At 70.5% G+C, this 25593-nt stretch carries 24 protein-coding genes; 8 read left to right on the top strand and 16 right to left on the bottom strand.

Translation table 11 applies throughout. From position 1 onward, the window contains the following. Positions 1–52 precede the first annotated feature (52 nt). Complete coding sequence (locus O7617_RS06170) at positions 53–1870, bottom strand: SpoIIE family protein phosphatase (protein ID WP_282262097.1); 1818 nt, start codon at positions 1868–1870, stop codon at positions 53–55. A gap of 187 nt (positions 1871–2057) precedes the next feature. Here O7617_RS06170 and O7617_RS06165 point away from each other — a divergent pair, with 187 nt between their 5' ends. Further along, on the top strand, positions 2058–2984 hold the full coding sequence (locus O7617_RS06165) for a 2-hydroxyacid dehydrogenase (RefSeq protein WP_282262096.1): 927 nt from the start codon (positions 2058–2060) through the stop codon (positions 2982–2984). Here the strand turns inward: O7617_RS06165 and O7617_RS06160 are convergent. Then, the gene (locus O7617_RS06160) at positions 2978–3370 is read right to left on the bottom strand and encodes a PH domain-containing protein (protein WP_282262095.1); all 393 of its coding nucleotides are present in this window, start codon (positions 3368–3370) and stop codon (positions 2978–2980) included. The two genes, O7617_RS06165 and O7617_RS06160, sit on opposite strands and share 7 nt — an antisense overlap. A gap of 167 nt (positions 3371–3537) precedes the next feature. Between O7617_RS06160 and O7617_RS06155 the strand changes: the two genes are divergently transcribed. Then, positions 3538–5946, top strand: a complete 2409-nt coding sequence (locus O7617_RS06155) for an EAL domain-containing protein (RefSeq protein ID WP_282262094.1) — start codon at positions 3538–3540, stop codon at positions 5944–5946. Between the two features lie 6 nt (positions 5947–5952). Here the strand turns inward: O7617_RS06155 and O7617_RS06150 are convergent, their stop codons facing one another. Then, complete coding sequence (locus O7617_RS06150; RefSeq protein WP_282262093.1) at positions 5953–6972, bottom strand: LacI family DNA-binding transcriptional regulator; 1020 nt, start codon at positions 6970–6972, stop codon at positions 5953–5955. A gap of 111 nt (positions 6973–7083) precedes the next feature. On the opposite strand from O7617_RS06150, the gene O7617_RS06145 reads away from it, so the two are divergent. The 3 genes from O7617_RS06145 (at position 7084) to O7617_RS06135 (ending at position 13387) form a co-directional block, all read left to right on the top strand. Further along, entirely contained in the window at positions 7084–9534 is a 2451-nt protein-coding gene (locus tag O7617_RS06145) for a glycoside hydrolase family 2 protein (RefSeq protein ID WP_282262092.1), read from the top strand. Positions 9535–10184: 650 nt separating this feature from the next. Further along, positions 10185–12443: a CHAT domain-containing protein gene (locus O7617_RS06140; protein WP_282264652.1), complete on the top strand. Its 2259-nt coding sequence runs from the start codon at positions 10185–10187 to the stop codon at positions 12441–12443. Next, a complete protein-coding gene (locus O7617_RS06135; RefSeq protein ID WP_282262090.1) occupies positions 12440–13387 on the top strand; it encodes a tetratricopeptide repeat protein in 948 nt (315 codons plus the stop codon). Before O7617_RS06140 ends, O7617_RS06135 begins: the two co-directional genes overlap by 4 nt. Positions 13388–13574: 187 nt before the next feature. On the opposite strand, the gene O7617_RS06130 is transcribed toward O7617_RS06135, so the two are convergent. The 7 genes from O7617_RS06130 to O7617_RS06100 form a co-directional block, all read right to left on the bottom strand. Beyond that, positions 13575–14456, bottom strand: coding sequence for a transposase family protein (locus O7617_RS06130; protein ID WP_282262089.1), 882 nt, complete (start codon positions 14454–14456; stop codon positions 13575–13577). A gap of 312 nt (positions 14457–14768) precedes the next feature. Then, positions 14769–15512 carry a copper homeostasis protein CutC gene (locus tag O7617_RS06125; protein ID WP_282262088.1) on the bottom strand — a complete coding sequence of 248 codons (744 nt, stop codon included), beginning with the start codon at positions 15510–15512 and terminating at the stop codon, positions 14769–14771. A gap of 130 nt (positions 15513–15642) precedes the next feature. Then, positions 15643–16626 (bottom strand): asparaginase, encoded by a 984-nt coding sequence (locus tag O7617_RS06120; protein ID WP_282262086.1) that lies wholly within the window; start codon positions 16624–16626, stop codon positions 15643–15645. After that, positions 16623–17492, bottom strand: a complete 870-nt coding sequence (locus O7617_RS06115) for an amino acid ABC transporter permease (protein ID WP_282262085.1) — start codon at positions 17490–17492, stop codon at positions 16623–16625. The genes O7617_RS06120 and O7617_RS06115 overlap by 4 nt, the downstream gene beginning before the upstream one ends. Next, a complete protein-coding gene (locus O7617_RS06110) occupies positions 17489–18133 on the bottom strand; it encodes an amino acid ABC transporter permease (protein ID WP_282262084.1) in 645 nt (214 codons plus the stop codon). Before O7617_RS06110 ends, O7617_RS06115 begins: the two co-directional genes overlap by 4 nt. 16 nt (positions 18134–18149) lie before the next feature. Beyond that, positions 18150–19118, bottom strand: coding sequence for a glutamate ABC transporter substrate-binding protein (locus O7617_RS06105; RefSeq protein ID WP_282262082.1), 969 nt, complete (start codon positions 19116–19118; stop codon positions 18150–18152). Positions 19119–19137: 19 nt separating this feature from the next. After that, complete coding sequence (locus O7617_RS06100; RefSeq protein ID WP_282264651.1) at positions 19138–19866, bottom strand: amino acid ABC transporter ATP-binding protein; 729 nt, start codon at positions 19864–19866, stop codon at positions 19138–19140. Between the two features lie 163 nt (positions 19867–20029). Between O7617_RS06100 and O7617_RS06095 the strand changes: the two genes are divergently transcribed. After that, entirely contained in the window at positions 20030–21337 is a 1308-nt protein-coding gene (locus tag O7617_RS06095) for an ROK family transcriptional regulator (RefSeq protein ID WP_282262081.1), read from the top strand. Between the two features lie 508 nt (positions 21338–21845). On the opposite strand, the gene O7617_RS06090 is transcribed toward O7617_RS06095, so the two are convergent. The 6 genes from O7617_RS06090 to O7617_RS06065 form a co-directional block, all read right to left on the bottom strand. Then, positions 21846–22109 carry a hypothetical protein gene (locus O7617_RS06090; protein ID WP_282262080.1) on the bottom strand — a complete coding sequence of 88 codons (264 nt, stop codon included), beginning with the start codon at positions 22107–22109 and terminating at the stop codon, positions 21846–21848. A 93-nt stretch (positions 22110–22202) separates the two neighbouring features. Then, entirely contained in the window at positions 22203–22634 is a 432-nt protein-coding gene (locus O7617_RS06085; RefSeq protein WP_282262079.1) for a hypothetical protein, read from the bottom strand. Beyond that, on the bottom strand, positions 22582–23292 hold the full coding sequence (locus tag O7617_RS06080; RefSeq protein WP_282262078.1) for a hypothetical protein: 711 nt from the start codon (positions 23290–23292) through the stop codon (positions 22582–22584). Before O7617_RS06080 ends, O7617_RS06085 begins: the two co-directional genes overlap by 53 nt. Then, entirely contained in the window at positions 23289–23549 is a 261-nt protein-coding gene (locus O7617_RS06075) for a hypothetical protein (protein ID WP_282262077.1), read from the bottom strand. The genes O7617_RS06080 and O7617_RS06075 overlap by 4 nt, the downstream gene beginning before the upstream one ends. Positions 23550–23636: 87 nt before the next feature. Then, positions 23637–23831, bottom strand: coding sequence for a DUF397 domain-containing protein (locus O7617_RS06070; protein ID WP_282262076.1), 195 nt, complete (start codon positions 23829–23831; stop codon positions 23637–23639). Continuing rightward, the gene (locus O7617_RS06065; protein WP_282264650.1) at positions 23824–24705 is read right to left on the bottom strand and encodes a helix-turn-helix transcriptional regulator; all 882 of its coding nucleotides are present in this window, start codon (positions 24703–24705) and stop codon (positions 23824–23826) included. The genes O7617_RS06070 and O7617_RS06065 overlap by 8 nt, the downstream gene beginning before the upstream one ends. Positions 24706–24912: 207 nt before the next feature. On the opposite strand from O7617_RS06065, the gene O7617_RS06060 reads away from it, so the two are divergent. Further along, positions 24913–25206: a DivIVA domain-containing protein gene (locus O7617_RS06060; protein WP_282262075.1), complete on the top strand. Its 294-nt coding sequence runs from the start codon at positions 24913–24915 to the stop codon at positions 25204–25206. Then, positions 25203–25454, top strand: a complete 252-nt coding sequence (locus tag O7617_RS06055; RefSeq protein ID WP_278144260.1) for a hypothetical protein — start codon at positions 25203–25205, stop codon at positions 25452–25454. The genes O7617_RS06060 and O7617_RS06055 overlap by 4 nt, the downstream gene beginning before the upstream one ends. The last annotated feature ends 139 nt before the right edge of the window (positions 25455–25593 follow it).

The following is a 25593-nucleotide window of genomic DNA, read 5'->3' as shown; positions in this document are numbered from 1 at the left end:
TCACGAGCCGACGCGCGCCGGTGACCCGTCCAGGTGGTCCCCGGTGGACCGCTCAGCGGGCCCGTACGGCCAGCAGCGCGGCGTCGTCCTCACGGCCGTGAATCGAGGCGAGCAGCAGGTCGCACACCTCGTCGAGGGGCAGCGTGTCGGTGCCGGCCAGCCGGCTCACCAACTCGGCCAAACCCTCGTCGATGGACCGGTCCCGCCGTTCGATCAGCCCGTCGGTGTAGAGCAGCAGCGTGTCGCCGACCGCCAACCTGGTGGAGTTGCTGGTGCGCGGCGACGGCCGGGCCAGACCGAGCAACGGCTCCGGCGCCGCCTCCAGGACCTCGACCGACCCGCCGGAGCGGAGCACCAGGGCCGGCGGGTGCCCCGCGTTGGACCAGGTCACCTCGTGGACGTCGGCGACCCGCGGACAGATCCGAACCAGTGTCGCCGTGGCCGCGATCGGCAACCGCAGGCCGCGGATCGCGGCGTCCAGGTCACTCATCAGCGTCCCGACACCGTCGGGCCGGCCGAAGGCGTTGCCCCGCACCAGGTTGCGCAGCTGCCCCATCGCCGCCGCCGCCTCGATGTCGTGCCCCGCCACGTCACCGATGGTGACGATCACGTCGCCGTCGGGCTGGACGAAGGCGTCGTACCAGTCACCGCCCACCTCCACCCGGTCGGCGGCCGGCTGGTAGCGGGCCGCCAGCGCCAACTCCGTCACGTCCGGCAGGTGGGGCAGCATGCTGTGTTGCAGGACCTCGGCCACGTGCCGCTGTTCGCCGTACATCGAGCTGTTGCCGACCGCCTGGCCGGCCCGGCGGCCGATCTCGACGGCGGTGAGCAGGTCACGGTCGTCGAACTGTTGACGCTGCGCGCTGTTGACGAGGGTGATCGCCCCGAGCACGGTGCCGCCCGCCCCCCGCATCGGCACGCTCAGGTACGAGGCGATGCCCAGACGACCGGCGATGGCCACCATCTCCGGGTCGGTCGTCCCCCTCGCCACGTCGTCCACGGATGCCACGCCGCCGAGTCGGGGCTGGCCGGTGCGCAGGACCGACCGGACGATCGACTGCGGGCTCAGACCGGTGCGCAGCAGCTCACCGAAGCGTTCCATGTCGGCGGCGCGGGCCGGGTCGTGGTGCACCGAGACCACCTCGCGGGGCCGGCCGGTCGGCCCGATCAGGGTGAGCAGGCACCAGTCGGCGAGCGGCGGCACCATGGTGGAGCCGAGCCGACGCAGCGCGGTGCCCACGTCGAGGGTGTCGGCCAGCGTCTCGCTCACCCCGGCGACCAGCTCCAACCGTTCGTGCGCCTGCACGGCCCGCCGCCGCGCCTCCTGCGCGCCGTCGAGCGCGATCCGCAGCCGCAGCTCCGACGAGCACGCGGCGGCCAGGTCGGCCAGTGTCCGCAGCTGGGCTGTCGTCCACGCGCGGGGTTTGTTGTCGATCGCGCACAGTGAGCCGAGCACCCGGCCGGAGAGATCGGTCAGTGGCATCCCGGCGTACGCGACCACACCGAGGTCATCGATGGCCAGATTGTCCCGGACGCGGGGGTAGAGCCGGGCGTCCGGCAGCACCATCGGCACCTCGATGTCCACGACGTGCTGGCAGAACGAGTGGCTCAGCGGGGTCTGCCGGCGCTGCGACCAGGGTTCCGGCAACCCCACCGCACCCGGGAAGAACTGCCGGTCGGCGGAGACCAGGGAGACCAACGCCACCGGTACGTCCAGCAGGTCGCTGACCAACCGGGCGAACCTGTCGAACGCCTCGTCCGGGGTCGCGTCCAGCCCGGTTTCGGTGAGTGCGCGCAGCCGCGCCGCGTCGCCGAGCGCCGGAGGAGGCGCGCTCGGACGTCGGGCGTTGGCGGGGGAGCCGTCGGTCATCGCGCACCTGTCTGCCGGGGCGGAGGACGACCGGCCCTCCGACAGTTCGTTATACCTCGTCCGGGCCTGAATCGAACATGGGTGTGCCGAGCCTCGCCCCGCCCCGGCGGCGCGCGCCGGCCGCGGAGACGCCGGATCCCCGCCGCGCCCGCACGGACTGCCGCGCCGGGGACTATCGTCGGCGGACGTGAAGGTATGGATCCCGCACCAGGCCGGTCTGAGCCTCATGGGCGAGCTGCCCCCGGACGTGACGGTGGAGGTGTTCGAGCACGCCGACCGCATGCCGTCCGACGCCGCCGACGTCCGCGTCTGGGTGCCACCGTTCCTGGGTGGCTCCGACGGGACGGCGTTGCTGCGGGAGCTGCCCGACGTGGCGGTGGTGCAGTTGCTCTCCGCCGGAGCGGACGCATGGGCCGGTCGGACACCGCCGGGTGTCACGCTCTGCGACGCCCGAGGCGTGCACGACCCGTCGACCGCCGAGTGGGTCGTCACGGCGATCCTCGCCCAACTGCGGGCGTTCCCCGCGTTCGTCCGGGCGCAGGCCGAGCGGCGCTGGGCGTACGAGGGGAACACCCCCACCGACGAGCTGACCGGCAAGCGGGTGCTCATCGTCGGGGCCGGTTCGATCGGCACCGCCGTGCGGGACCGGCTCGCCCCGTTCGAGGTGAGCTTCACGCTCGTCGCGCGGACCGCCCGCCCGGAGCAGGGGGTGCACGGCGTCGAGGAGCTGCCCCGGCTGCTGCCCGAGGCCGACGTGGTGGTGGTGATCGTGCCGCTCACCGACCAGACCCGTGGCCTGATCGACAAGGACTTCCTCGCCGCGATGCCGGACGGGGCGTTGCTGGTCAACGCCGCGCGGGGGCCGGTGGCCCAGACCGAGGCGCTGGTCGCCGAGCTGGCCACCGGTCGGATCGCGGCCGCGCTGGACGTCACCGACCCGGAGCCACTACCCGCCGACTCGCCGCTCTGGGCGATGCCGAACGTGTTGCTCACCCCGCATGTGGCCGGGTCGGTGCGCGGGCTGCTGCCGCGGGCCTACCGACTCGTCGGTGACCAGGTGCGCCGTTTCGCCGCCGGGCAACCACTGATCAACACGGTGGTCGACGGTTACTGACCGGGCGTCTCGGCCGGGGTGTGGGGCAGGCTCTGGCCGGTGACCGCCACCAGCCGGGGCAGGTCCGTGCCGCGTACCGCCGGCAGGGTGACCTGCTGGCCGTCGTCGAGCCGGGCGACCGCCCGGCCACGCTCGTCGGTGACCAGCTCGATGACCTGGTCCCAGGCGATCCGGCGCTGCCCGGCCAACGCCCGTACGCGCAGCCCGGTGGCGTCGGCGTCGGTGCCGGCCCGCCAGGCCCAGGCTCCGACGGCGAGCGGCACGAGCAGCACCGGCAGAAGGTAGGACCGGGCGCTGGCCAGCGGCAGGGCGCCGATGAAGGCGATGATCGCGGCGGCCAGGATCGCTTGGTTGTGCCGGAAGCGGACCGTGTCGGACTTACTCACCCTCCGATGATCCCACCCCCGGCCGGTCCGGCTCGCGGCGGGCGGTGCCGGCCGGGCGCGGTACGCCGTACAGTGACACGGGTCATTGTCTCGTTCCGGTGACCGGCACGTAACCGATCCGATCGCCGCTCGTTGCCACTTGTTGAGCAGCGGACCAGCAACGTCCGATGCCCCGCACCGTCGTACCGCCCCCGTGCCCCCTCACGAAGGCGACCGCCGTGCTCCTCGCGTACCCGTTCCGCGTTCTCGTCCCCCGTCGGGCGGCGCCGGAGGCCGTCACGTCCACGGCGGTGACGCTGCTCCTTCTCGCCGGTGCCGTCGACCTGGTTCCGACCCCGGTGGTGATCGCGCTGGCCGTCGGTGCCGGCGCCACGGTCGCCGGGGTGCGGCTCACCCGACTGGCCGGCCGGCCCGCCACCGCACCGTCGTCGCGTGCGGCGAGCGTGCTGCTCGACGCGGCGGTGGTGACCGCCGGCCTCACCGCCGTCGTGCTGCCCCTGGCCGCCCTCGGGTCGAGCTTCGCCGTGCTGGTGGGGTCGCTGGTCGTGGCGGCCCTCGCGGTGAGCGGTCTTCGTCGCCTCCCCGGTCGGACGCGTCCGTCGCCCGGGGCCCGGCTGCGCCGGCTGGTCGAGTCGAGCGGCCCGGCCGTCGGTCTGGCCCTCACCGCCTGGCTGCTGCTTCCCCGCGACGGCCTGCCCGATCCGGCTCGTCTGGTCGTCGCGGTGGCGCTCGGCGGGCTGGGCATGGCCGCCCTGAACGCGTTCGCGGGGCCACGGCGACACTCCGGCGCGTCCGTCTGTCGGGGTGCTGTCCTGCTCACCCTGGGCGGGTTGGTGCTGCTGGCCGCGTTGCCGTCCGCGTCGGAGGGCCGGGCGGCCCTGCTGGCCGTACCCCCGATGGTGTTCGGGATGCTGCTCGTCGCGGTCGGTGCGGACGTCGCGGCGGACACGGTTGCCGCGGAGGCGGTCCCCGCGGCCTGGCCCCGGGCGGTGCTCCCGGCGGCGATGCTGCTGCTGGCGGCGGGTCTGCACCTGACTGCCGACCGCGCTCTGGACCGGACGAGCGTGGTGTTGGCCCTGGCGGCGGTGCCGCCCCTGATGGTGCGCGAGTTGCTGCGCTCGGGTGAGGCGGCCACCAGCGAGCGGCGGGCCGCGCACCGCCGCCGGTCCGGTGGCGCCGTCCGGCACCGCGCGGCGTCACCGCGCTGGCTGGGCGGGTCGGAGCCGCCCGAGCGCGTCGGCGACCCGGACATCACGACCACCACGAGCGGTGTCGGCGCGGCCTGGCGGCCCGGTGCGGCCTGGCCGGCGGTCGACCGGCGGCCCGGTCCGGCGGGAGGCGGTGGTCCGGGGGACCGGGCGGCCCTGCTGGACGCCCTGGCCGCGATCGGTGACGTGCCGGTGCCGACCGGCGCGCTGCTGCTGGTGGACCTGCACGGCACCGATGCGGTCGGCCCGACCGTTCGGGAGGACGTGCTGGCCGAGGCGGTGCGCCGCGCCCGCGCGGTGATCGCCCCCGACGACCTGGTCACCGGCTGCACGGGTACCGGCTTCGCCGTGGTCACCGCCGCCGGTCCGGTGCTCGCGTACGCGCTGGGCACCCGGCTGCTGACCGCGCTCAGCCCGCCCTATCCGCTGGCCGGCGCGGTGCTGCGCGTGCAGACGAGCATCGGGCTGGCCGAGGTGAGCGGGGCCGGGCCGGCGGACGTGCTCCGTCAGGCCGAGCTGGCTCGCCGCCGGGCGGTGCAGTTGGGCCGGGACCGGGTCGAGTGGTACGACGCGTTCCTGGAGGAACAGCTGGTCCGCCGTCTCGACCTGGAACGTGAGCTGCCCGGTGCGGTGGCGCGCGGCGAGTTGGACCTCGTCTACCAGCCGGTGCTCGACCTCGCCGACGGGCAGCCGGTGGGTGCGGAGGCTCTGCTGCGGTGGCGGAGCCCGGTGCTCGGCACGGTGCTCCCGGCCGAGCTGCTGCCGGTCGCCGAGGACCTGGACCTGGTCGGGGAGCTGGAGTGGTGGGTCCTGGACCGGGCCTGCCGGCAGTTGTCCAACTGGACGGTGGGCGTACGGGAGCTGTGGATGGCGGTCAACGTGACGACCCGGGAGCTGGCCACCCCCGACTTCGTGCAGCGGGCGGCGGCCGTGCTGGCCGCGTACGGGGTGCCGCCGGAACGGCTGGTGGTGGAGGTGAGCGAGCCACGGGTCGCCGCCGACCTGTCGACCGTGGTGGCCCGGCTGGCCGGGTTGCGGTCGTTGGGCGTCCGCACCGCGCTGGACGACTTCCGGGCCGAACACGCCTCGCTGGCGCAGCTCCGTCGGCTGCCGATCGACCTGTTGAAGGTGGGCCCGGAGTTGGTGGGCGCGCGGCCGGACGAGCAGCCGCCGCTGATCGACGTGGTGGTCAACGTCGGCGAGCGCCTGGGTGTGGAGATCGTGGCGGAGGAGTTGGAGTCGCCGACCCAGGTGGAGGGGGCGCGTCGGGGCGGCTGCCGGTACGGGCAGGGGTTCGCGCTGGCCCGACCGGCGACGGCCGAGCGGGTCGAGGCATACTTCGAGGAATTCCCCTCCGCATCCCGCTGAACCGGTTCATCTCTCCCGGGGTGGTGCGGTGCTGCCGCGTGGTGTCAGGTGCGGTGTCTCGTCCTGCACCCGACCGGCCGGCTGGCCGCCGACGACGGCGAGGAGCTGGCGGGCGGCGTGCGCCCCGTACGCCGCGATGTCCCGACCCACCGCCGTCAACGGCGGGTGCACCAGACGGCACAGCGGCGAGTCGTCCCAGGCCACGATGGACAGATCCGCGGGCACGGTCAACCCCATCTCCTGGGCCACGGAGAGCCCGGCGACGGCCATCACGTCGTTGTCGTAGACGACCGCGGTGGGCCGCCGGGCGGAGCTGAGCAGCCGGCGGGTGGCCCGGCCGCCCTCCTCGCCGGTGTAGTCGGACGAGACGGTGACGGCGTCGACCAGGCCGAGCCGCTCGCAGACCGCCGTGAACGCCTCGGTGCGGATCTCGGTGTGCCGCAGGTCCGGCAGGCCACCGACCCGGGCGATCCGCCGGTGCCCGAGCGCGACCAGGTACTCCACCGCCTCGGTCAGCGCGGCGGCGTCGTCGGACCAGAGACTGGCCAGCGCGCCGGTGCCGCCGGGCCCGCCGATCACCACCGCCGGCAGGTGGAGCTGCTCCAACGCGGGTATGCGGCGGTCGTGGCTGCGCAGGTCGCAGACCAGCACCCCGTCCACCCGGCGCTCACCCCACCACCGCCGGTAGACGGCGATCTCGGCGTCGTGGTCGGGCACCACCTGGAGGGTCAGCGCGTACGAGCGGGCGGAGAGTTCCGCCTCGACGCCGCTGATCAGCGCCATGAAGAACGGCTCGACCCCGAGTGTCCGGGCCGGCCGGCACAGGGCCAGACCGACAGCGCCGGCGGTGGCGGCGGAGAGGGCGCGGGCGGCGCTGCTCGGGCTGAACCCGATCTCCGTGGCAATGGTCAGGATGCGCTGCCGGGTGGCCTCGGAGACGCCGGGCTGGCCGTTGAGCGCGTACGACACGGCGCCCTTGGACACCCCGGCGCGTCGGGCGACGTCGGCGATTGTCGGCCGCTTCACCGGTGTGCTCCTTCGCTTTCCGGCCGTTGACAGCCCTGATTCCGGACCGTACGGTGGCTCAGCTTATCCGGTTCAGTCAACGTCTTTCGATGCAGAAGGTGCGGTGGAATCGTGAGCCGACAGGCACTCTACGACGGTTGGACGCTCCGGGCCGCTCCCGGAGCGCAGGTGCCGACCGCTGTCGCCGGTCGGTCCGTGCCGGCGACAGTGCCGGGTTGCGTGCACACCGACCTGCTCGACGCCGGGCTGATCCCCGACCCCTACCTCGACGACAACGAGATCGCGCTGGCCTGGATCGGGCGCGCCGACTGGACGTACCGGACGACCTTCCACGCGCCGCGCGGCGACCACGACCGGGTCGACCTGGTCTGCGCCGGCCTGGACACCGTCGCCACCATCACCGTCAACGGCGTCGAGGTCGGCCGCACCGAGAACATGCACCGCGGCTACCGGTTCGACGTGCGGTCGCTGCTGCGCGACGGCGACAACGACCTGGTGGTCACGTTCGACTCCGCGTACCGCTACGCCGAGGCGCAGCAGGAGCGACTCGGCGACCGGCCGAACGCCTACCCGGAGCCGTTCCACTTCATCCGCAAGATGGCCTGCAACTTCGGCTGGGACTGGGGGCCGACACTGGTCACCGCCGGCATCTGGCAGGAGATCAGCCTGCACGCCTGGTCCACAGCCCGGCTGGCCGGCGTCCGCCCGCTGGTCACCATGGACGGTCGCGACGGCCGGGTCGAGCTGCACGTCGAGGTCGAGCGGGCGTCGGACGTCCCGCTGACCGTCCGCGCCGACGCCGCCGGCGTCAGCGCCGACGTGGTGATCCCGGCCGGTCACCGCACGGCCGTGCTCAGCCTCACCGTCCGCGAGCCCGCGCTCTGGTGGCCCCGAGGGTACGGCGACCAGACGCGCCACCCGATCGAGGTGACGGTGCACGGGCCGGACGGCGACACAGTGGACACCTGGTCGCACCGCATCGGCTTCCGCTCGATCCGACTGGACACCACGCCCGACGCGCACGGCACCCCGTTCGCGGTGTCGGTCAACGACGTCCCGGTCTTCGTGCGAGGGGTCAACTGGATCCCCGACGACGTCTTCCCCACCCGGGTCACCCGCGACCGGTTGGCCGAGCGGTTCGACCAGGCGGTTGGGGCCAACGTCAACCTGCTGCGGGTCTGGGGTGGCGGCCGGTACGAGTCGGCGGACTTCTACGACCTCGCCGACGAGCGCGGACTGCTCGTCCAACAGGACTTCCTCTTCGCCTGCGCCGCCTACCCGGAGGAGGAACCCTTCGGCAGTGAGGTGGCCGCCGAGGCCGCCGAGCAGGTGACCCGCCTGTCGCCGCACCCGTCGCTGGTGCTCTGGACCGGCAACAACGAAAACATCTGGGGCTGGCACGACTGGGACTGGCAACGACCCCTCGACGGACGCACCTGGGGGCGCGGCTACTACCTCGACGTGCTGCCCCGGATCGTCGGCGACCTGGACCCCACCCGCCCGTACTGGCCGGGCAGCCCCTGGTCGGGCACCGAGGCCATCCACCCCAACGACCCGGCGCACGGCACCACCCACATCTGGGACGTGTGGAACACCGACGACTACCCGAAATACCGGGAGTACGTGCCGCGCTTCGTCGCCGAGTTCGGCTACCAGGCGCCACCGGCGTACGCCACACTGCGCCGGGCGCTGAGCGACGAACCCCTCGCCCACGACTCACCGAGCATGGCACACCACCAGAAGGCCGCCGACGGTGACGCCAAGCTCCGACGCGGCCTGGACGCGCACCTGCCCGCCCCGGCGGACTTCGACGACTGGCACTACCTGACGCAGCTCAACCAGGCCCGCGCCATCCAACTCGGGGTGGAGCACTTCCGCTCCCACCGGGACGTCTGCGCCGGCACCATCGTGTGGCAGCTCAACGACTGCTGGCCGGTGACCTCCTGGTCGGCCGTCGACGGCGACGGCCGCCGCAAACCCCTGTGGTACGCGCTGCGCCACGCGTACGCCGACCGGCTGCTCACCGTACAACCTCGCGACGGTGGCCTCGCACTGGTGGCGGTCAACGACAGCGGCACCCCCTGGCGGTCGTCGGCCTCGGTGACCCGGGTGACCCTCAGTGGTGAGCCCCGGGCGAAGAACTCACTCGATCTCGATGTCCCGGCGTACTCCGCCGTGGTGCTGGCGCTGCCGGCGGACCTGGTCCGGCCGGACGACGGCCGCCGCGAGTTGCTGGTCGCGGAGGCCGGTGACACCGCCGAACGCGCCCTGTGGTTCTTCGCCGACGACCGGGACGTGGACTGGCCGGCGGCGGTGTGGGAAGCGACGGTCGCCTCGGTCGACGGCGGGCAGCAGGTCAAGGTCACGGCCCGCACCGTGCTGCGCGACCTGACGCTCTTCCCGGACCGGCTGGACCCGTCGGCCACTGTGGACCGGGCCCTGGTCACCCTGCTGCCGGGTGAGTCGGCGCTGTTCACCGTGCGTGCCGGAGCCCCGCTGGACCCGGCTGCCCTGGCTGCCCGCCCGGTCCTGCGCTGCGTCAACGACATGACTGCACGCTGAGCGGACCCCCGTCCGGCACAACCCGCCGCGAGGTCGCGATCCGAACGAGCCAGCCACTTGATCAACACCATTTCGCCGATGTCGTGGTATCCACACGTGCGGGATACCGCGACATCGCCGAACCCGTGTTGATCTAGCGGGAGTTTCCGCATCAGGTAGCGATGTCGGAATGCGGACTCTCCCGACGTCACCGCACCTGCCACTCGCGGCCAAGAATGGTGCAGGTAAACGGCGATTGTCACCGTCAATGGGCCGGATAGCCCGGAAAGGCCGCCGTTCCTGCCGCCGCCCGATTACTGCGCACCGTCCGATATCGACGGTACCGTTCACGGGACCCGAAACCGGCATTCGTGGACTGGTCGTCACGGCTGCGCATAGGCAGGGGAGGTGCCGGGTTGACGGATGGTTCGAACCCAGCGGCCGACGGCGCGTCGGCCGGACGACCTACATCAGCGCGCGGTGGATCGGCTGCTGCGACGGTTGCCCAGTGGGTGGAGGTGCACCGGTTGGCGGCAGTGGGCCAGGAGCCGGCAATCGCCCGGCACGTCGGCGATCTGGTGGCGAGGGGGTGGCTGCAGCCGGTTAGAGGAAACCAAGGGGAGTTGAACGGTGGGCACTATCGGTGAGGGAGGGGACCAACGGTGAGTGACATGATCACCTATGAGCTGGAGATCTTCGAGCGGACCTCCGACTACTCCGAACTGCGCCTGTCCACCGGCGGTGGCCAACCCAAGACCCGTGGGGTGGACAAGGTCGCCATCGATGAGCTGATCAACCTGGTGAAACTGCACTACGGCCAGCACTCGGTCGCTCCGCAGCTCTTCGGCTCACCACAGCTCCGCAACCTCGGGATGAGGCTGGCCGCCTTCCTCGACGGCGACGAGCGGTGGCTGACCCCGATCCTGCACCAGCCTCCCGGCAGCACGCTGCGGATCACCGTCGCGGGCCGGCTACGACACCTGCCCTGGGAGTTGCTCGCCGTGGACGGGACGCATCTGACCGTCTCCAACCAGGCGCCGCTGTTACCGGTACGGGCCGTCGGCACGAACACGGCCTTCAAGGGCCCGGTCACGCCCGGGAACCGACCCCTGCGAGTGCTGTTCATGGCCGCCTCCCCCGAGGGTGTCGAGCCGGTGCTCAGCTACGAGGCAGAGGAGGCGGCCATCCTGGCCGCCACGTTCCGAACCGGTGCCGAGTTGGTGGTCGAGGAGAGCGGCACCCTGGAGGGGCTTCGCTTCCTCAGCCGGGACTACGGCGCGGGATACTTCGACGTTCTCCATCTGAGCGGCCACGCCACCGTCAACAGTGACGGTCAACCCGTCTTCCTGGTGGAGAACGAGTTCGGCGAGCGCGTCGACGCCACCGCCGACGAGATCGCGCACGCGATGGCCGGGCACTGGCCCCGCCTGATCTTCGTCTCCGGCTGCCTGACCGGGAACGCCCCGGGTGCCGGCGCCTTCCCCTCGATGAGCGAGAGCCTGGTGCACTCCGGAGCCCCGGCCGTGTTGGGGTGGGCGCTGCCGGTCGGCGACGTCTCCGCGACCGACTTCGCCGCCGAGCTCTACCGGTCACTGGCTGACGGCGTGTCCCTCGACCGGGCCATCATCGAGGCCCGCCAACACCTGTACGCGCGGAAGCGCGGCAACTGGCACCTACTGCGCGTCTACGCCGACCGGTCGCCACTCGCCCCGATGGTCACGCCGCTGATCACCAAGGGGCGCGCGCGGGTCCAGATCCGTCCGGCGGACCGGGAGTTCCTGGACCCGCAGACCCAGTTGTCCAGGGTCGCCGCCCGCACCGCCTTCGTCGGACGGCGACGAGTCATCCAGCGCTGCCTGCGTACCCTGAAAATGCCCTTGGGTCTGGACGGCGCAGCCGAGGCCCTGGTCCTGCACGGCATGGGTGGTCTCGGTAAGAGCAGCCTCGCCTCCCGGCTGCTGGAACGCATGCCCCTGCACCAGCGTGCCGTCTGGTATGGCCGCGTCGACCTGCAGAGCTTCCGGGAGCTCACCACCAGGGTCCAGTTCCCGACGGTGGAGCAGCAGGTCGAGGCGGACAAACTGCTCGCCAACGACCAGGCGCCCCTCCTCGTCCGCCTGCGCCACCTGCTTCATGTCGACGGACCGCTCGGGCAGACCCCCTGCCTGTTCGTGTTCGACGACTTCGAGGACGGCAATCTCGACCAGCGCGACGGCGGCTACGTGCTCTCCCCGGAGATGGCCGACATCCTTCCGGCCCTCCTCCGAGCCATCCACGAGACCGGCAGCCCCAGCCGGGTCGTGATCACCAGCCGCTACCTCTTCCCCGCCCCCGCCGGGACGGCTGTCGCCGTCGAATCCCTCGAAACCCTCACCGAGATCGAGCAGACCAAGAAACTCGCGAACCTGCGCAACCTGCGCCCCGGCTCGCCGATCGACCCGGGTGTTCGCGAGCGTGCCGTCCACGCCTCGGCCGGGAACCCCCGCCTGCTCGACTGGCTCGACCTGATCGTCGACGACAGCAGCCTCGACATCGACGGTCTCATCACCGCCATCGAGGAGGAAGCCGACCGATTCCGCCGGGAGACCATCCTCGCGGCGAACCTGCTCGACTCCCAAGCCCTCGAGCTGCAAAAGATGCTCGCCAAGGTCAACGTCATCGACCTGCCCGTTCCCGCCGCGACCGTCAGGGCCGTCCACGACCATCCCGACGCCAGTGACCACCTCAAACGTGCCGTCGAACTCGGGCTCATCGAAGAAGGCACCGACCCGGAGACCCGCCGGCCTCGCTACTTCGTCTCCAACGTCCTGCGCCCTCTCGTCCGTCCGCTGCTCACCGACGACGAATACGTCCAAGCCTGTGGCGCCGCCGCGCGAAGCCTCTACAAGCTCTGGGTCACCGACCTCGCGCCGTCCGGGTCTGCGGTATGACCATCGTCCGATGGGTAGAGGTGCACCGGTTGGCGGTGGCGGGCCAGGAGCCGACGATCGCCCGCGAGGTCGGCCACTCGGTGGCGAGGGTGTGGCTACGCACGTCGCGGTTCGCCGATGTCGCGGCCATCGCCAACGCCACCCTGAGTCTCGGGCCGGACGCCGGTGCCCTCTACGACCTGGGCTGGGCCCAGTCCTCCACCGGGCACCCGCAGCAAGCCCTGATCAGCTACGAGCAGGCCCTGCACCTGTATCGGGAGTCCGGTGACCACGGCAACGCCGCAGTCACCCTCACCAACATCGGTGGCGTCTACGACAACCTTGGCGATCTGAGGCGGGCGCTGGCCTACTACGAGCAGGCGCTGCCCATCCAGCGGCAGGTCGACAATCAGGCCGGTGAAGCGATCACTCTCAACAACATCGGACTCGCACACTGGAAGCTGGGGGACCGGGAGCGAGCGCTGACCCACTACGAGCAGGCGCTGCCCATCCAACGGGAGGTCGGCGACCGTGCCGGCGAGGCGAGCACCCTCAACAACCTCGGCTTCTTCTACCTCGGGATCGGGGACGGGGAGCGGGCGCTGGCCTACTACGAGCAGGCGCTGCCCATCCGGCGGGAGGTCGGCGACCGAGCCGGGGAGGCCGTTACCCTCAACAACATCGGCCTGCTCTACAAAGGGCTTGAGGATCGGGATCGGGCCCGCGCCTACTACGAGCAAGCCTTGATGATCACGCAGGAGGTCGGCGACCGCGCGGCCGAAGCGGTCACCCGGTTCAACATCGGGATGCTGCATCGGGAGGAGGGCAACCTCGACGCCGCCATCCGCGAACTCGAAATCGTCGTGGACCTCGACCGCCAGGTCGACCACCCGGACCTGGCATCCGACACCGCAGTGCTCGAACAGGTACGCGGAGAACGAGCACGGACTCCGGACGTGACCTGACTCGGTGTCCGTCGCCCGCTGACGTCATGCTCTCCGACTCGCGAGCGCCCTCCGCCGGGAGATCCGCGCAACATCCGGGGGGTAGTTCCATCCTGAGTTGGCTGGTCAGGGGGTCTTGACGGTTGGTGGTGGTGGGTGGGAGGTCCAGGTTGGTGGTGAGGTGATCTTTGGGTTGATCGTTTGCCGGTTAGCGGGTGGTGTGGGTTTGGGTGAGGACGGTGAGTGCGCGGATCAGGGTGGTGGCGTGGTGGTGGTTGCCGCGTAGTCGGTCGAGGATTCGCCAGTTCTTGAGGTCGCTGAAGGCGTGTTCGTTGGTTGCTCGTTCGCGGCTGATGAGGGTGTTGACGATTGTTTGGTGGCGGGTGAGGGGTTTGCCGCGGGCGGCGCGGTGGCCGGTGATGATGGTGGGTTGGTCGTGGGGGTGGCCGGGGTGAGCGCCGCGGGGGCGAGGTGTGTGGCTGATGCCGGGTTGGTCGTCGAGGCGGGTGAAGCCGAGGTCGCAGATGGCGGCGAGGTCGGCTGCGCGTAGGTGTGCGGGGATGCGGTTGCGGCGGGCGGCGGTGATTTCCGCGGTGCGTGCGGGTAGGGCTGCGGAGGTCCACAGCAGGTTGCCGTTGAGGTCGGTGATGGCGAGGACGAGCAGGCCGAAGGTTTTGTGTTTACCGCTGTAGTGGGTGCGGCGGCGGTGTCGGTCGTGGGGGCGTTGGACCGGGATGAGGGTGCCGTCGAGCAGGACTACCTCGCTGTGGTGGCGGGCGCGGCGCAGGACCCGTGACAGGCGGGGCATCTCAGCGGCCAGGACAGCGATGACTTGCGCGACCCATCGACGGACGGTGGAGGCGGATATGCCGTTGCCGGCGGCCAGGTCGTGAGGGCGTTGGTTATGGCGTAATACCGCCAGCACGATCATCGCCGCGCGGTGATCGGGCAGTTTGCGCCATCGGGAACGCACCCGTGAGCGGTGCTGACGGATCGCGTTGACGACCAGGGTCAGGGTCTTCGTGGACAGCGCAAGGCTGGACTGGTAGACAAGCGGCGAGCCCTCAGCCACCGGGTTTTTGTGTGTCACGACCGAACACCCTGGCCGAGGGCTCGTCTATCTTCTGCACGCCACACCGTCACCACCGGCAAACGATCACCGCGAAGATCACCAGCGGTTGACCTGCCCCATCCCCGCCACCCCCACGCCGTCAAGACCCCCTGACCAGCCAACTCAGGATGGAACTACCCCCGGATGTTGCTGCCTCCCGCGCGCCGCAGGCAGCAACATCCGGGAAGTTGCTCGAATCTTGGTGCCGGGGTGCCGGGGTGCCGGGGTCGCTGATCGAGCGGTGGGCGCGACGGAGCGCCACGCCCACCGCTCGTCGAAGTGATCCGTGGGTCAGGCGCGGGCGGCGGCGAGCACCTGACCGACCAGGGCGCCGGAGGTGCCGGAGCGCTCGTACTCGGGCCGGTTGAGGCTGCCGCCCATCAGCGGTGCCGGGTTGCGGTGCACGGCCGGGCTGTCGGAGCTGACCAGGGCCGCGAAGTGGTACTCGTCGGCACCCGTCGCCTCGACGATCCGGGTGATGTTGCGCGGGGTGATGCCACCACCGGGCATGACGACGATCCGCCCGGCGGCCCGGCGCACCAGGTCGGCGATGAGCGGGGCGCCCTCCAGCACGCTGACCTCCTGGCCCGAGGTGAGCACCCGGTGCACGCCCAGCTCGATGAGCTGCTCCAACGCCGCGTACGGGTCGCGGGTCATGTCGAACGCGCGGTGGAAGGTGATGCTGGTGTCACCGGCGGCGGCGATCAACCGGCGGGTGGTCGGCACGTCGACGTCGCCTTCGGCGGTCAGCGCACCGATCACGATGCCGTGCGCGCCGGCGGCGACGGCGGCCTGCACGTCCCGCTCCATCGCCTCGATCTCGAACGGCGAGTAGATGAAGTCACCGCCGCGTGGCCGGACGATCACGTGCACCCGGATCCGGGTGACGGCGCGCAATGTCGTCTCGATGGTGCCCAGGCTGGGGGTCAGTCCACCGTCGAAGAGCGCGGAGCACAGCTCCACCCGGTCGGCGCCGGCCTCCTCGGCGGCTACCGCCCCCTCGACGCTGTCGATGCAGATCTCGAATGTGCTCATGACTCTTCCTTCTCGGTGCGGAACGACACCGGTCTGATGGGAGACGACGTCGCTTCGGCGTGGAACGACACCGGTTTGATGGGGGCGCTTCGGCGTGGAGTGACACCGGCTCGATGGGAGACGACGTCGCTCAGGTGCGGGACGATGCCGCGGTCGGATCGATGACGGCCGTGACGGCGCCGACCGGTTCGCCGCCGCCGAGCACCGGCACCTGGCGCAGCGCGTCGGCTCCACCCACCGGTACGCCCACGGCGTCGAAGGCGGCGAGCGCGATGGCGGTGGTGGCTCGGGGCGAACCGTCGACCACCTTCACCGCGACGGCGTGACCGTCCGGGGCGGCCACCCCGAGAACGCCCTCGGCCCCGCCCTTGGCCAGGACACCGGGCAGCGCCCGCATCAGGTCGGTGTTCGGGTGCCCGTGCCAGCCGCCCACGTACTCCGGGAATCGGCGCATGGCCTGCGCGACCAGCGCCTCGTCGCTGCCGTCGGGTGCGGTGACCAACGCCTGGAACGTGCGGGCCAGGCCGGTCAGCGGCAGGCCGAACAGGGGTGCGCCGCAACCGTCGACGGCGTGGTGCGCGATCGGCGTTCCGGCCAGCCGGGTGACGGCGGCAGCGGTCTCCCGCTGGAGCGGGTGCTGCGGGTCGAGGTAGTCGTGGGTGCTCCAGGACCGCGCGACGGAGGCGACCAGCATCGCGGCGTGCTTGCCGGAGCAGTTCATCCGGATCCGCTCGCGCTGCCCGCCGTCGCGAATCAGTCGGTCCCGGGTCGGTTCGTCCTCCGGCCAGTCCACCGGGCAGCCGAGCGCGTCCTCGGTGAGGCCGGCACCGGCCAGCATCGCCCGGACCACCTCGACGTGCCGGTCGTCGCCGGTGTGGCTACCGGCGGCGAGCGCCAACGCCGGGCCGGTCAGCTGGTCGCCGGCCGCGACCCGGCAGGCCAGGGCCTGCACGGGTTTCAGGGTGGAGCGGGGGAGTACCGGCTCGTCGGGTACGCCGGCGGCGAGGACCACCTCACCGTCCGGTGCGAGCACCACGACACTGCCGTAGTGCCGGCTCTCGACGAAGCCGTTGCGGACGACCCGAGCCAGTTCGGCGTAACGGAAGATGGTCACCGGGGGGTGGTCCCTTCGATCAGCGGCGGGGGCAGGTCGGCGTCGCGTCCTACCCGCCGGCCGCCGAAGCGGCCGTTGCGAGCCTGGAGTACGCGGGCGAACTTCGACAGCGAGGCGTTGACCACGAGGTAGATCAGCGCCACCACCAGGAACGTCTGGATCAACAGATGGGTGTACGACGAGAGCACCTGCCCGCTGTAGAGCAGCTCGGTGTAGCTGACCACGAAGCCGAGCGAGGTGTCCTTGAGCAGCCCGACCAGTTGGCTGACCAGGGACGGGGTGAGTTGGAGCAGCGCCTGGGGCAAAACCACCAGCGCCATCACCTGTCCGCGGCGCAGCCCGACGGCGAGACCGGCCTCGGTCTGCCCCCGGTCCAGGGCCAGGATGCCGGAGCGGAAGATCTCGGCGAACGCCGCCGAGTTGGACACCACCAGCGGCACCACGAGCTTCCAGAAGAGCGGGAAGTTCATCCCGTACTGCGGCAGGGCGAACAGTGTCACGTAGATGAGCAGCAGGGTGGGGACGGTTCGGAAGATCTCCACGTACGCGCCGGCCAACCAGCGCAACGGTCGGTGCGCGGAGAGGCGTCCGAGTGCCAGCAGCAGCCCGAGTACGGCGCTGAGCACGGCGGTCGCGGCGGCGGCCCGCACGGTGGCCCAGAGCCCGTTGAGCAGGTACCGCCAGATCGGCCAGGTGGTGAACGGTTCCCATCGCGCGGCGGCCAACTCGCCGTGGCTGGCGAACTGGTAGACCGCCGCCACGGCGGCGGCGACCAGGAGGACGGCGCCCACCACTGTGGCTATCCGGATCCGCCGTTGGGCGCGCGGGCCGGGTTCGTCGAAGAGGATCTGTTGCGTCTTGTTCATCGGACGATCGCCAGCCTTCGTTCGAGCAGGCCGGTGACCTGACCGATGATCAGCGCCAGCAGCATGTAGGCCAGGCCCGCGCCGGTGAACACGGCGATCGGTCGGGCCTCGACCAGGTTCACGTTGTTGGCCGCCTGGGTCAGCTCGACCACGCCGACGGCGGCGGCCAGCGAGGTGTTCATCAGCAGCGCGATGCAGATGTTGCCGATCGGCTGGATGACCGCCCGCAGTCCCTGCGGCAGGATCACGTGCCGCAGGGACTGCCCGAAGGTCAACCCGATGGCGCGGGCCGCCTCGGCCTGGCCGACCCCGACCGTGTTGATACCGGCGCGGATCGCCTCGGCCAGGTACGCCCCCTCGTAGACCGCGATGACGATCGCGGCCGAGGTGAACAGCGGGAACGTGATGCCGATTGTCGGCAGGGCGAAGACGAAGAGCACCAGCAGAGCCAGCAGCGGCAGGTTCTGGAACACCTCGACGTACGCCGTGCCGATGGCGCGCAACAGCGGGACGGGTGCGATCCGCAGCGTGGCGACGACGATGCCCAGCAGCATCGCGCCGACGGTGGTCACGACCGTCAGTTCGACGGTCGTGACCAGGCCGTGGCCGAGCGCGCTCAGGTGGGCGGTGAGGGCGTCCATCGGTACGGGAGGATTCTCAGGAACCGTCGGCGGAGCCGAGAGCGGGCGGGGTGGGCGCGCCACCCTCCACCACCGAGCCGAGGGTGCCTTCCCAGACCTTCGCCCAGGTCCCGTCGGCCTGGATCTTCCTCAGCCAGTTGTTGACGAACTCCTTGAACTGCGCGTCCTCCCGGTTGAGGCCGATGCCGTACGCCTCGGTGGTGAACGGCTCGCCGACCACCTTCATCCCCGGGTTGGCCTTGGCGCCGGAGGCGAGCAGCGTGAAGTCCTGCACGTACGCGTCGCCGCGCTTCTGCAGCAGCGCCTGCAACGCCTGCGGGTCGGTGCCGAAGGCGATCTGCTTCGAGCCCGGAGCGGCCGAGGGCAGCGCGGTGACCGCCGGGGTGTTCGCGCCGACGATGACGGTCTTGCCGGCGAGGTCCTTGACGCTCTTGATCGAGGTGTCGTCCTTGCGGACCCCGACCGCGAGGCCGGAGGTGAGGTACGGTCCGGCGAACGCGACCTGGGTGGCCCGCTGCGGGGTGATCGTGTAGGTCTGGAAGACGGCGTCGACCGACTTGGCCTGGAGCATGGCCTCCCGGGTCTGGGTGCCGATCGTCGTCGTCTTCACCTCGGGCTTGCCGATGATGTACTTCGCCAGCAGCTTCGCCATGTCGGCGTCGAAGCCCTCGATGGTGCCGCTGACCGGGTTCTGCTGGGCGAGCAGAGGCGCGTCCAGGGAACCGCCGATGTTCAGGTAGCCGCGCTTGCGGATCGCGTCCATCGTCGAGCCGGCCGGGATGTCCGCGTCGCTGGCGACCGGGGCGGCGTCGTACACCGACTGGGCGACCACGCCGTCGCCACCCGGGCCGGGGTTGCCCGGCAGCGTCGGCGCGCTGCCGCCGCTGTCACCGCCGCAGCCGGTGGCGGCGAGGGCCACCGCCACGGCGGTGGCGGTGAGGGCGAGCGAGCGCCGCCCGGTGAAGCTCATCTTGAGGATTGACATGACATCCTCCCGTTGGGGGCTAGTGCTGGAGGATCTTGGCAAGGAAGTCGCGGGCCCGCTCGGTGCGCGGAGCTGCGAAGAATTCGTCGGGGGCGCCGGATTCGACGATGCGGCCGTCGTCCATGAAGACGACCCGGTCGGCGGCGCGGCGGGCGAAGCCCATCTCGTGGGTGACCACGATCATGGTCATCCCCTCGCTGGCGAGGGAGACCATCACGTCGAGCACCTCGTTGACCATCTCCGGGTCGAGCGCCGAGGTCGGCTCGTCGAAGAGCAGCACCTTCGGTTGCATGGCCAGTGCCCGGGCGATCGCGGCCCGTTGCTGCTGCCCACCGGAGAGTTGGGCCGGGTGGTGGTTCGCCTTGTCGGCGATCCCGACGCGTTCGAGCAGGGCCATCGCCTGCTGTCGCGCCTCGGGACGGGCGATCCTGCGGACCCGGGTGGGGCCGAGGGTGACGTTGTCCAGCACCGTCTTGTGCCCGAAGACGTTGAACGACTGGAACACCATGCCGACGTCGGCGCGCAGCCGGGCCAGTGCCCGCCCCTCGGCCGGCAGTGGCTCACCGTCGATTTCGATGCTGCCCCGCCCGGCCGTCTCCAGTCGGTTGAGGCAACGGCAGAGGGTCGACTTGCCGGAGCCGGAGGGACCCACCACGACGACCACCTCGCCGGCGGCCACCGTGAGGTCGATGTCCTTGAGCACGTGCAGTGGACCGAACCACTTGTTGAGGCCGCGTACCGACACCATCGGTCGGTCCGCACCCGTCGTCTCCGGTGCCACCAGACGGCCCTACTTTCTTCGACATTCAAACTAAGTAAGCTTCATATCGAACTAACAGCGCCATCTAAAGGTAGTCAACAAACTAAGTCAACCGGTTGCTTGAACAAACTGCGGATGCTAAGAACCTGACGTGACGATTGACGACGCGCCACGCGAAGCCCTCCGGGGCGGCCCTCGGGAGCTGCTGCGATGGGTGGCGACCGGAGCCGCCGTCAGTCGTGCCGACCTGTCCCGGCTCTCCGGGCTCTCGCCCTCGACGGTCTCCCAGCGGGTCGAGGCGTTGATCAACCAGGGCTTGCTGGAGGAGACCGGTGCCGGGCGGTCCCGGGGCGGGCGGCGGCCCCGTCAGCTCGCCGTACCAACCGGCGGAGCCGTCGTCGGTGCCATCGACCTCGGCGCGCACCATGCGCGCATCGGCACACTGGATCTCTCCGGGCGGGTGGTCCAGGCCCGCACCCTGCCGGTCCGCATCGAGGACGGCCCGGAAACCGTGCTGGGCGCACTGCTGGCCGAGGTCACCGCACTGGCCGGCGATGTCGCGTCAGCGGCTTCCGAAGGCAAGGCGGCTTCCGGCGGCGGCACGTCGGCCGCCTCCAGCGGCGTTTTCGGCGGCACGTCGGCCGCCTCCGGCGCGTCGGCGGCTTCCGGCACGTCGGCCGCCTCCGGCACGTCGCCGGCCTCCGGCGGGGCGACGGGCGCGTTGCGGGGTGTCGGCATCGGCATTCCCGGTCCGGTGCAGCACGCCACCGGCCGGATCGTCAGCCCGTCGCGGATGCCCGGCTGGAACGGCTTCGACGTGGCCGCGTTCTGCGCCGACCGGGTCGACGTGCCGGTGATCGTGGACAACGACGCCAACCTGATGGCGCTCGGCGCGCACCGCACCGCGCACCCCCAGTTGGATCACGCCGTCTACATCAAGGCGGGCACCGGGATCGGCTCCGGGGTGATCTCCAGTGGACGGTTGCACCGGGGCGCCCAGGGATCCGCCGGGGACATCAGCCACTGCCGGGTGGTGGCTGACCCCGCGCCGCTGTGCAGTTGTGGCAACGCCGGCTGCCTGGAGGCGGTGGCCAGCGGCGCGGCCCTGGTCACCGCACTACGCGACCAGGGCGTGCCGGTCGACGACCTGACCGGTGTGCTCCGCCTGATCGACGACGGTGACCGGCACGCCACGTCGCTGGCCCGGCAGGCCGGGCGGGCCATCGGCGAGATCCTGGCCGTCGTGGTCAACTTCTTCAACCCGCAGGTGGTCGCCATCGGCGGTCGCCTCGCCGACTGTGAACCCCTGCTGGCCAGCATGCGGGCCACCCTCTACGAGCGGTGCCTGCCGCTGGCCACCCAGACCCTGCTCATCGAACGGGTCGCCACCAGCCAGGACATCGGCATCACCGGCGCCGCCCACCTGGTCATCGACCACGTCGTGTCCGCGCATCCATGATCGACACCATTCCGGCGACGTGGCGGTATCAGCGCCGCCCGGACACCGCCGCATCGGCGAACTCGTGTTGACCAAGCAGACCCGCTAGCCGCAGAGCGCCAGCGCCAACCAGAACATTACGGTTGAGGGGTTCGCGGCAGGCGGTGGGGGCAGCTTCTGGCTCGTCCGATGGCGGCCTCGATGCTGTTGCGGAAGTCGTTTCCTGGCCTTGCGGCCGTTCCCTGCGACCTGCGAGTAAACCACGCGGAACGGCCTGAGACACTGGGGCTCGCCAGGGGACATCTCGTTCGTTCGCGGTCAACCGTAGGACCTGCCGGCCTGGCCAGAGGGCATCAAACTCCGACCTGCCCTGGTGGCCGATCGCACCCGCGAGGGAGACCGCCTGGTCCAGCAGTCCCTCCGTAAGAGGCTCTGGACCAGGTTCAAAATCCGAGACAATGACGTGTACGAGCGCGCCCTCGCTACATCCGCGAGTACTACTGACGCCTTCGCGCAGGGGGTTTGCGCTTCAGCCGAGGACGCTGATGTAGCGGCGTGCCGCCTCCGAACTGCCCTGCACGAGGGTCATGGCCTCGGCGAGGCGCTGCTTGGTCTGCTCGCCCCGGGCGATGGCTTCGGCGATCGTCGGGTGCCCGGTGCCGGCGGAGATTGCCCGTAGCCGCGTCAACATCTGCTCAGTGTTCTCGGCGGCGGCCCGGATCTGGCTGATGGTGGCGTTGCCCTGCTCAGCGGCCTGCATCAACGCCGCCTTGACTTCCTCAATGCTGGCCATGCCGCCCTCCGTCTGATGATCGCGCTAACGAGTTCACGTTTGCGTGGTCGGACGGACACTATCGGAGATGACGGTGGCATGCAGCCCTGCCGATTACATGTACTCGGCAGCCGTCTGCTCCACGTCGGCGATGAACTCCTCCAACTGCGCCTCGTCTGGATCGCGGTCCTGAAGCAGCTTGCCGAGGAACACGATCTGCATCTGAAGGGCGGTCTCCGGGCTGAGATTGTCGATCAGCCCGACCTCACCGAGGGCTGCGCGGACGAGCCCTTCCATCTCCAGGGTGGGCAGCGTCTCCGCGCCCGGAAACTGGGTGCGCGTGTCGGCGACGAAGCGAGCGACGTCGGTGGGGGAGTGGGCGGCGCCGAAGCGGTCGTTGACCGCGATGGCGAACGCTGCGGCGATCACCTGGTTCCCGCCGCGCCATCCGGAGGCCTCCAACCCGTCCAGGAGTTGGTCTACGGTGCCCCAGTCACGCCGTGCCATCGCGCGAATCAGGTCGCTGAACTCGGTCCGTACGCTCACGATCTCGTAACCTCGCTATTCCCTTGCGGATTGATTGAAGGGAGCGGTGGACGGCGATGCTCGCCACCAACCCCACCACGACGAGGTGTCCCGCCGCATCCGGTGCTTCGTTGAGGAGACGCTGCCCTACCGTTGGACCGACCGTCGGGGTTGTTGTGCCGGCTTGTTGAGCCCCTGGTGGGCCCTGCGGACCCCGAATGATCGTGAATGCTTCCCTGGCCGCCGCAACCGACTTTTGGGTGTTCTCCTGGACGTCCTCTACCTTCCTGGTCATCGTACTCAGGAAGGAGGCGACGTTCCTTCGTGCGGAGTCGCGCTCGACGGTCTCGGTGAGCAGATCCTCGCCGGGCGGTGTGGCTGAGTCGGATGGTTGCGTGTTCGGGGCGGAGCCGGGAGCGACCGCATTGGAGTAGGCGGCTACGCGGTCGGCCGCCTCGCTGATCAAGCGGGCGAGTTTGCCGGCCTTCTCGCCAGCAGTCTTGCTTTCGATTACAGCGCCGGTGAGTTCGGGATGCCTGCTGCCCTGCGCTGCATGGGTGAAGTGCGTATTGGCCTGTTCCGCGTCCGCCTGAGCGCGTCGCGCGACAACGGCGGCGCTGTACAGGGTGTCGATGGCGCTTCTCAGTTGGGCGACAACTTCGCCGATGCTTCCGCTCATCCGATGGTGGCGAGATAGGCGGCAGCATGGTCCTTGGCAGCTTTGATGCGGCGAAGCACCAACTCGACCTCGTCGGCAGCCTCTTCGAGGGCCTTCCGGGACTGTTGCGCCTCGCCGCGTTCGCTGTCGTGCAGGGCTGCGATTGCCAGAGCGGTCGCGTCGGCGAGCTTGGCGTTGGCCTTCTCGATGCTCGTCCGAGCGTCGCCGAGCGCTTGATCGCCCTTCCGGATTGTCACCTTGACATCGCCGATGGTCACTGCCGCACGTTAACCGAACTCAGTCGTCGGACGCAGCCCCTGCGGCGGGTGGGTGTCCCAGGAGACCCCGAGGCACCCACCGAAGCCTCAGCGGGAAATGCGGGTCGAGCGCACGAAGCAGGCCCAGACGGTGGGGGAGAAGGTGAGGGCCGGGCCGTGCGGGTCCTTGCTGTCGCGAACAGCGACGATGCCAGGCAAATTGTCGGCAACCTCGACACAGTCGCCACCGTTGCTGCCGCTACGGGTGCTCTTCCGCCATCGGGCGTTGGTCAGATCAGCCATGGTGTACCTCCCCGATGATTTTGTTGATCAGGTGCCTCGATTGTCCTTCATCGAGGGCAAGCTGATCCAGGCTGGCCCAGACCGTCTCGTAGGCAGCGAACTCCTCCGGACGGTCGAGGTAGAGCGCTCCCGTCCACGACTCGCTGTAGATGATCGGGGGTTCTGGTGTTGCCCGGTTTCCCAGCGGAAACTCCAACATGACGAAGGTGCCGGCCTCGACTCCGCGATGAAGGCCGACCGCCAGCGGCAGAACTCGGATGGTCACGGATTCCCGCGCGCCGACTTGAAGCAGGTGATGTAGTTGCTCAGCCATCGTGCTCCGGTCGCCCACGATACGGAGCAGTGCACCCTCGGAGATCACGACGTCAAGCTTGGGTGCTGCCGGTAGGCGACGTGCCAGCAGTGACTGTCGCTGAAGCCGCACCTGAACCAGTCGTTCGCGTTCGTCGTCGTCAACCTCCGATCGGTGTTGGTAGACGGCGAGCGCATAGCCTCGGGTCTGCAACAAGCCGGGAATTAATGATTCGTCGTAGCGTCGGATCCGGCTCGCTGCGGATTCGAGGCCCACGTACAGCTCGAACCATTCGGGGACGGCATCGCCGTACGCGTGCCACCACCCCTTCGCTTTCGTCTCGCCGGCCAGTGCGGTCAGCGCGCGGGTCAGCTCGCCCGTCGCCCCGTACAGCTCGCACATCGCTCGGACGTCGACACCGCGCACCGAGCCGAGCCCGCTCTCGATCCGCCACACCTTCTGGCGGCTGCACTCCAGCGCCTCGGCGACCGCGTCGAGGGTCGCCCCGGCCTCGGTGCGCAGGTCACGTAACGCCCTGCCGAGCTGGCGTCGGGGCACCGTCGAGCCCATGTCATCGGCCACCCGGCTCTCCTTCCTGTTGAGTTTTGCAACATCCCGACAGCCGCTGTGCAACAGGAAAATGTTGCGCGCAAATACCGGAACAGTGTGATTGGACATTCATTGCAATGGTGTCTCTGACCTTACAAGATGGTCCCGACAACGGCGGTGGAGGTGCAATTCCCACGCCAATGGACGTCGAACAATTGCGAGGAAGGGTGGTGCTGCTTCGTGCGCGCGTTTCTCCGTCACCTCCGGGCCGAGCCACCCCGGCCGGCGTTCTACCGGGCGGCCAACTACGTACCCCTGAAGCCCTGGCAGGTCCGCGACCGCAGCTTCACCCGACGTGGCCGCCGTGGGGTGGACGCCGTGGAGGTGGCCGAGTTCCTCGACCGCGTCGCTCATGACCTGGCCGAGGTGTACGCGGCGCTGGGCAGCAGCCGGAGGGAAACCGAGCGGATGAAGGACGCGTTGAGGTGCTGGCAGTCCCGGCGGGCCCGCGAGGATCTGGCGGCCCGCCGGTGAGCGCCCGCTGGGTGGCGCACCTGCCGTTCACCGCCGCCGACCTCCCGGCTGCCCGGCACTTCGCCGGTACCTTGGCCCGCTCGTTGAGCTTCCTGTCCGAGGTGGACGCTGGCGAAACCACGGTGTCCGCCGAGGACGCCCAGGGCGTACGCCATCGGGTCTTCTGCGACCTGCCGCTCGACGGCGGCCGGCGGTGCGTGCGGAGGGTGGAGCACGACGGTGACTGCGCCTCCCGGCGGTGTCGGTGACCGCCGCACCCGTCGTGACCTGCCCCGACTGCGACGGGATGACCTTCACCCTGGACCCGTGCCGGTGCACCGCCTACGGCGACCGGTTTCTCGCCGATGCCGACACCGACGTGCTCGGGCCGCCTCGGGAGGCGTACGG

The sequence above is a fragment of the Micromonospora sp. WMMD1155 genome (assembly GCF_029581275.1).
Lineage (GTDB): Bacteria > Actinomycetota > Actinomycetes > Mycobacteriales > Micromonosporaceae > Micromonospora.
Note: the sequence above shows the minus strand (reverse complement) of the source record. Positions and strands in the feature narration are given on the sequence as shown.

Excerpts from the sequence above, each read along its gene's own strand:
- O7617_RS06110 (WP_282262084.1), bottom strand. The coding sequence starts at position 18,133 with ATGGACGCCCTCACCGCCCACCTGAGCGCGCTCGGCCACGGCCTGGTC.
- O7617_RS06105 (WP_282262082.1), bottom strand. The coding sequence starts at position 19,118 with ATGTCAATCCTCAAGATGAGCTTCACCGGGCGGCGCTCGCTCGCCCTC.
- O7617_RS06155 (WP_282262094.1), top strand. The coding sequence starts at position 3,538 with ATGCCCCGCACCGTCGTACCGCCCCCGTGCCCCCTCACGAAGGCGACC.
- O7617_RS06125 (WP_282262088.1), bottom strand. The coding sequence starts at position 15,512 with ATGAGCACATTCGAGATCTGCATCGACAGCGTCGAGGGGGCGGTAGCC.
- O7617_RS06135 (WP_282262090.1), top strand. The coding sequence starts at position 12,440 with ATGACCATCGTCCGATGGGTAGAGGTGCACCGGTTGGCGGTGGCGGGC.
- O7617_RS06140 (WP_282264652.1), top strand. The coding sequence starts at position 10,185 with ATGATCACCTATGAGCTGGAGATCTTCGAGCGGACCTCCGACTACTCC.
- O7617_RS06090 (WP_282262080.1), bottom strand. The coding sequence starts at position 22,109 with ATGGCCAGCATTGAGGAAGTCAAGGCGGCGTTGATGCAGGCCGCTGAG.
- O7617_RS06070 (WP_282262076.1), bottom strand. The coding sequence starts at position 23,831 with ATGGCTGATCTGACCAACGCCCGATGGCGGAAGAGCACCCGTAGCGGC.
- O7617_RS06170 (WP_282262097.1), bottom strand. The coding sequence starts at position 1,870 with ATGACCGACGGCTCCCCCGCCAACGCCCGACGTCCGAGCGCGCCTCCT.
- O7617_RS06100 (WP_282264651.1), bottom strand. The coding sequence starts at position 19,866 with ATGGTGTCGGTACGCGGCCTCAACAAGTGGTTCGGTCCACTGCACGTG.
- O7617_RS06080 (WP_282262078.1), bottom strand. The coding sequence starts at position 23,292 with ATGAGCGGAAGCATCGGCGAAGTTGTCGCCCAACTGAGAAGCGCCATC.
- O7617_RS06115 (WP_282262085.1), bottom strand. The coding sequence starts at position 17,492 with ATGAACAAGACGCAACAGATCCTCTTCGACGAACCCGGCCCGCGCGCC.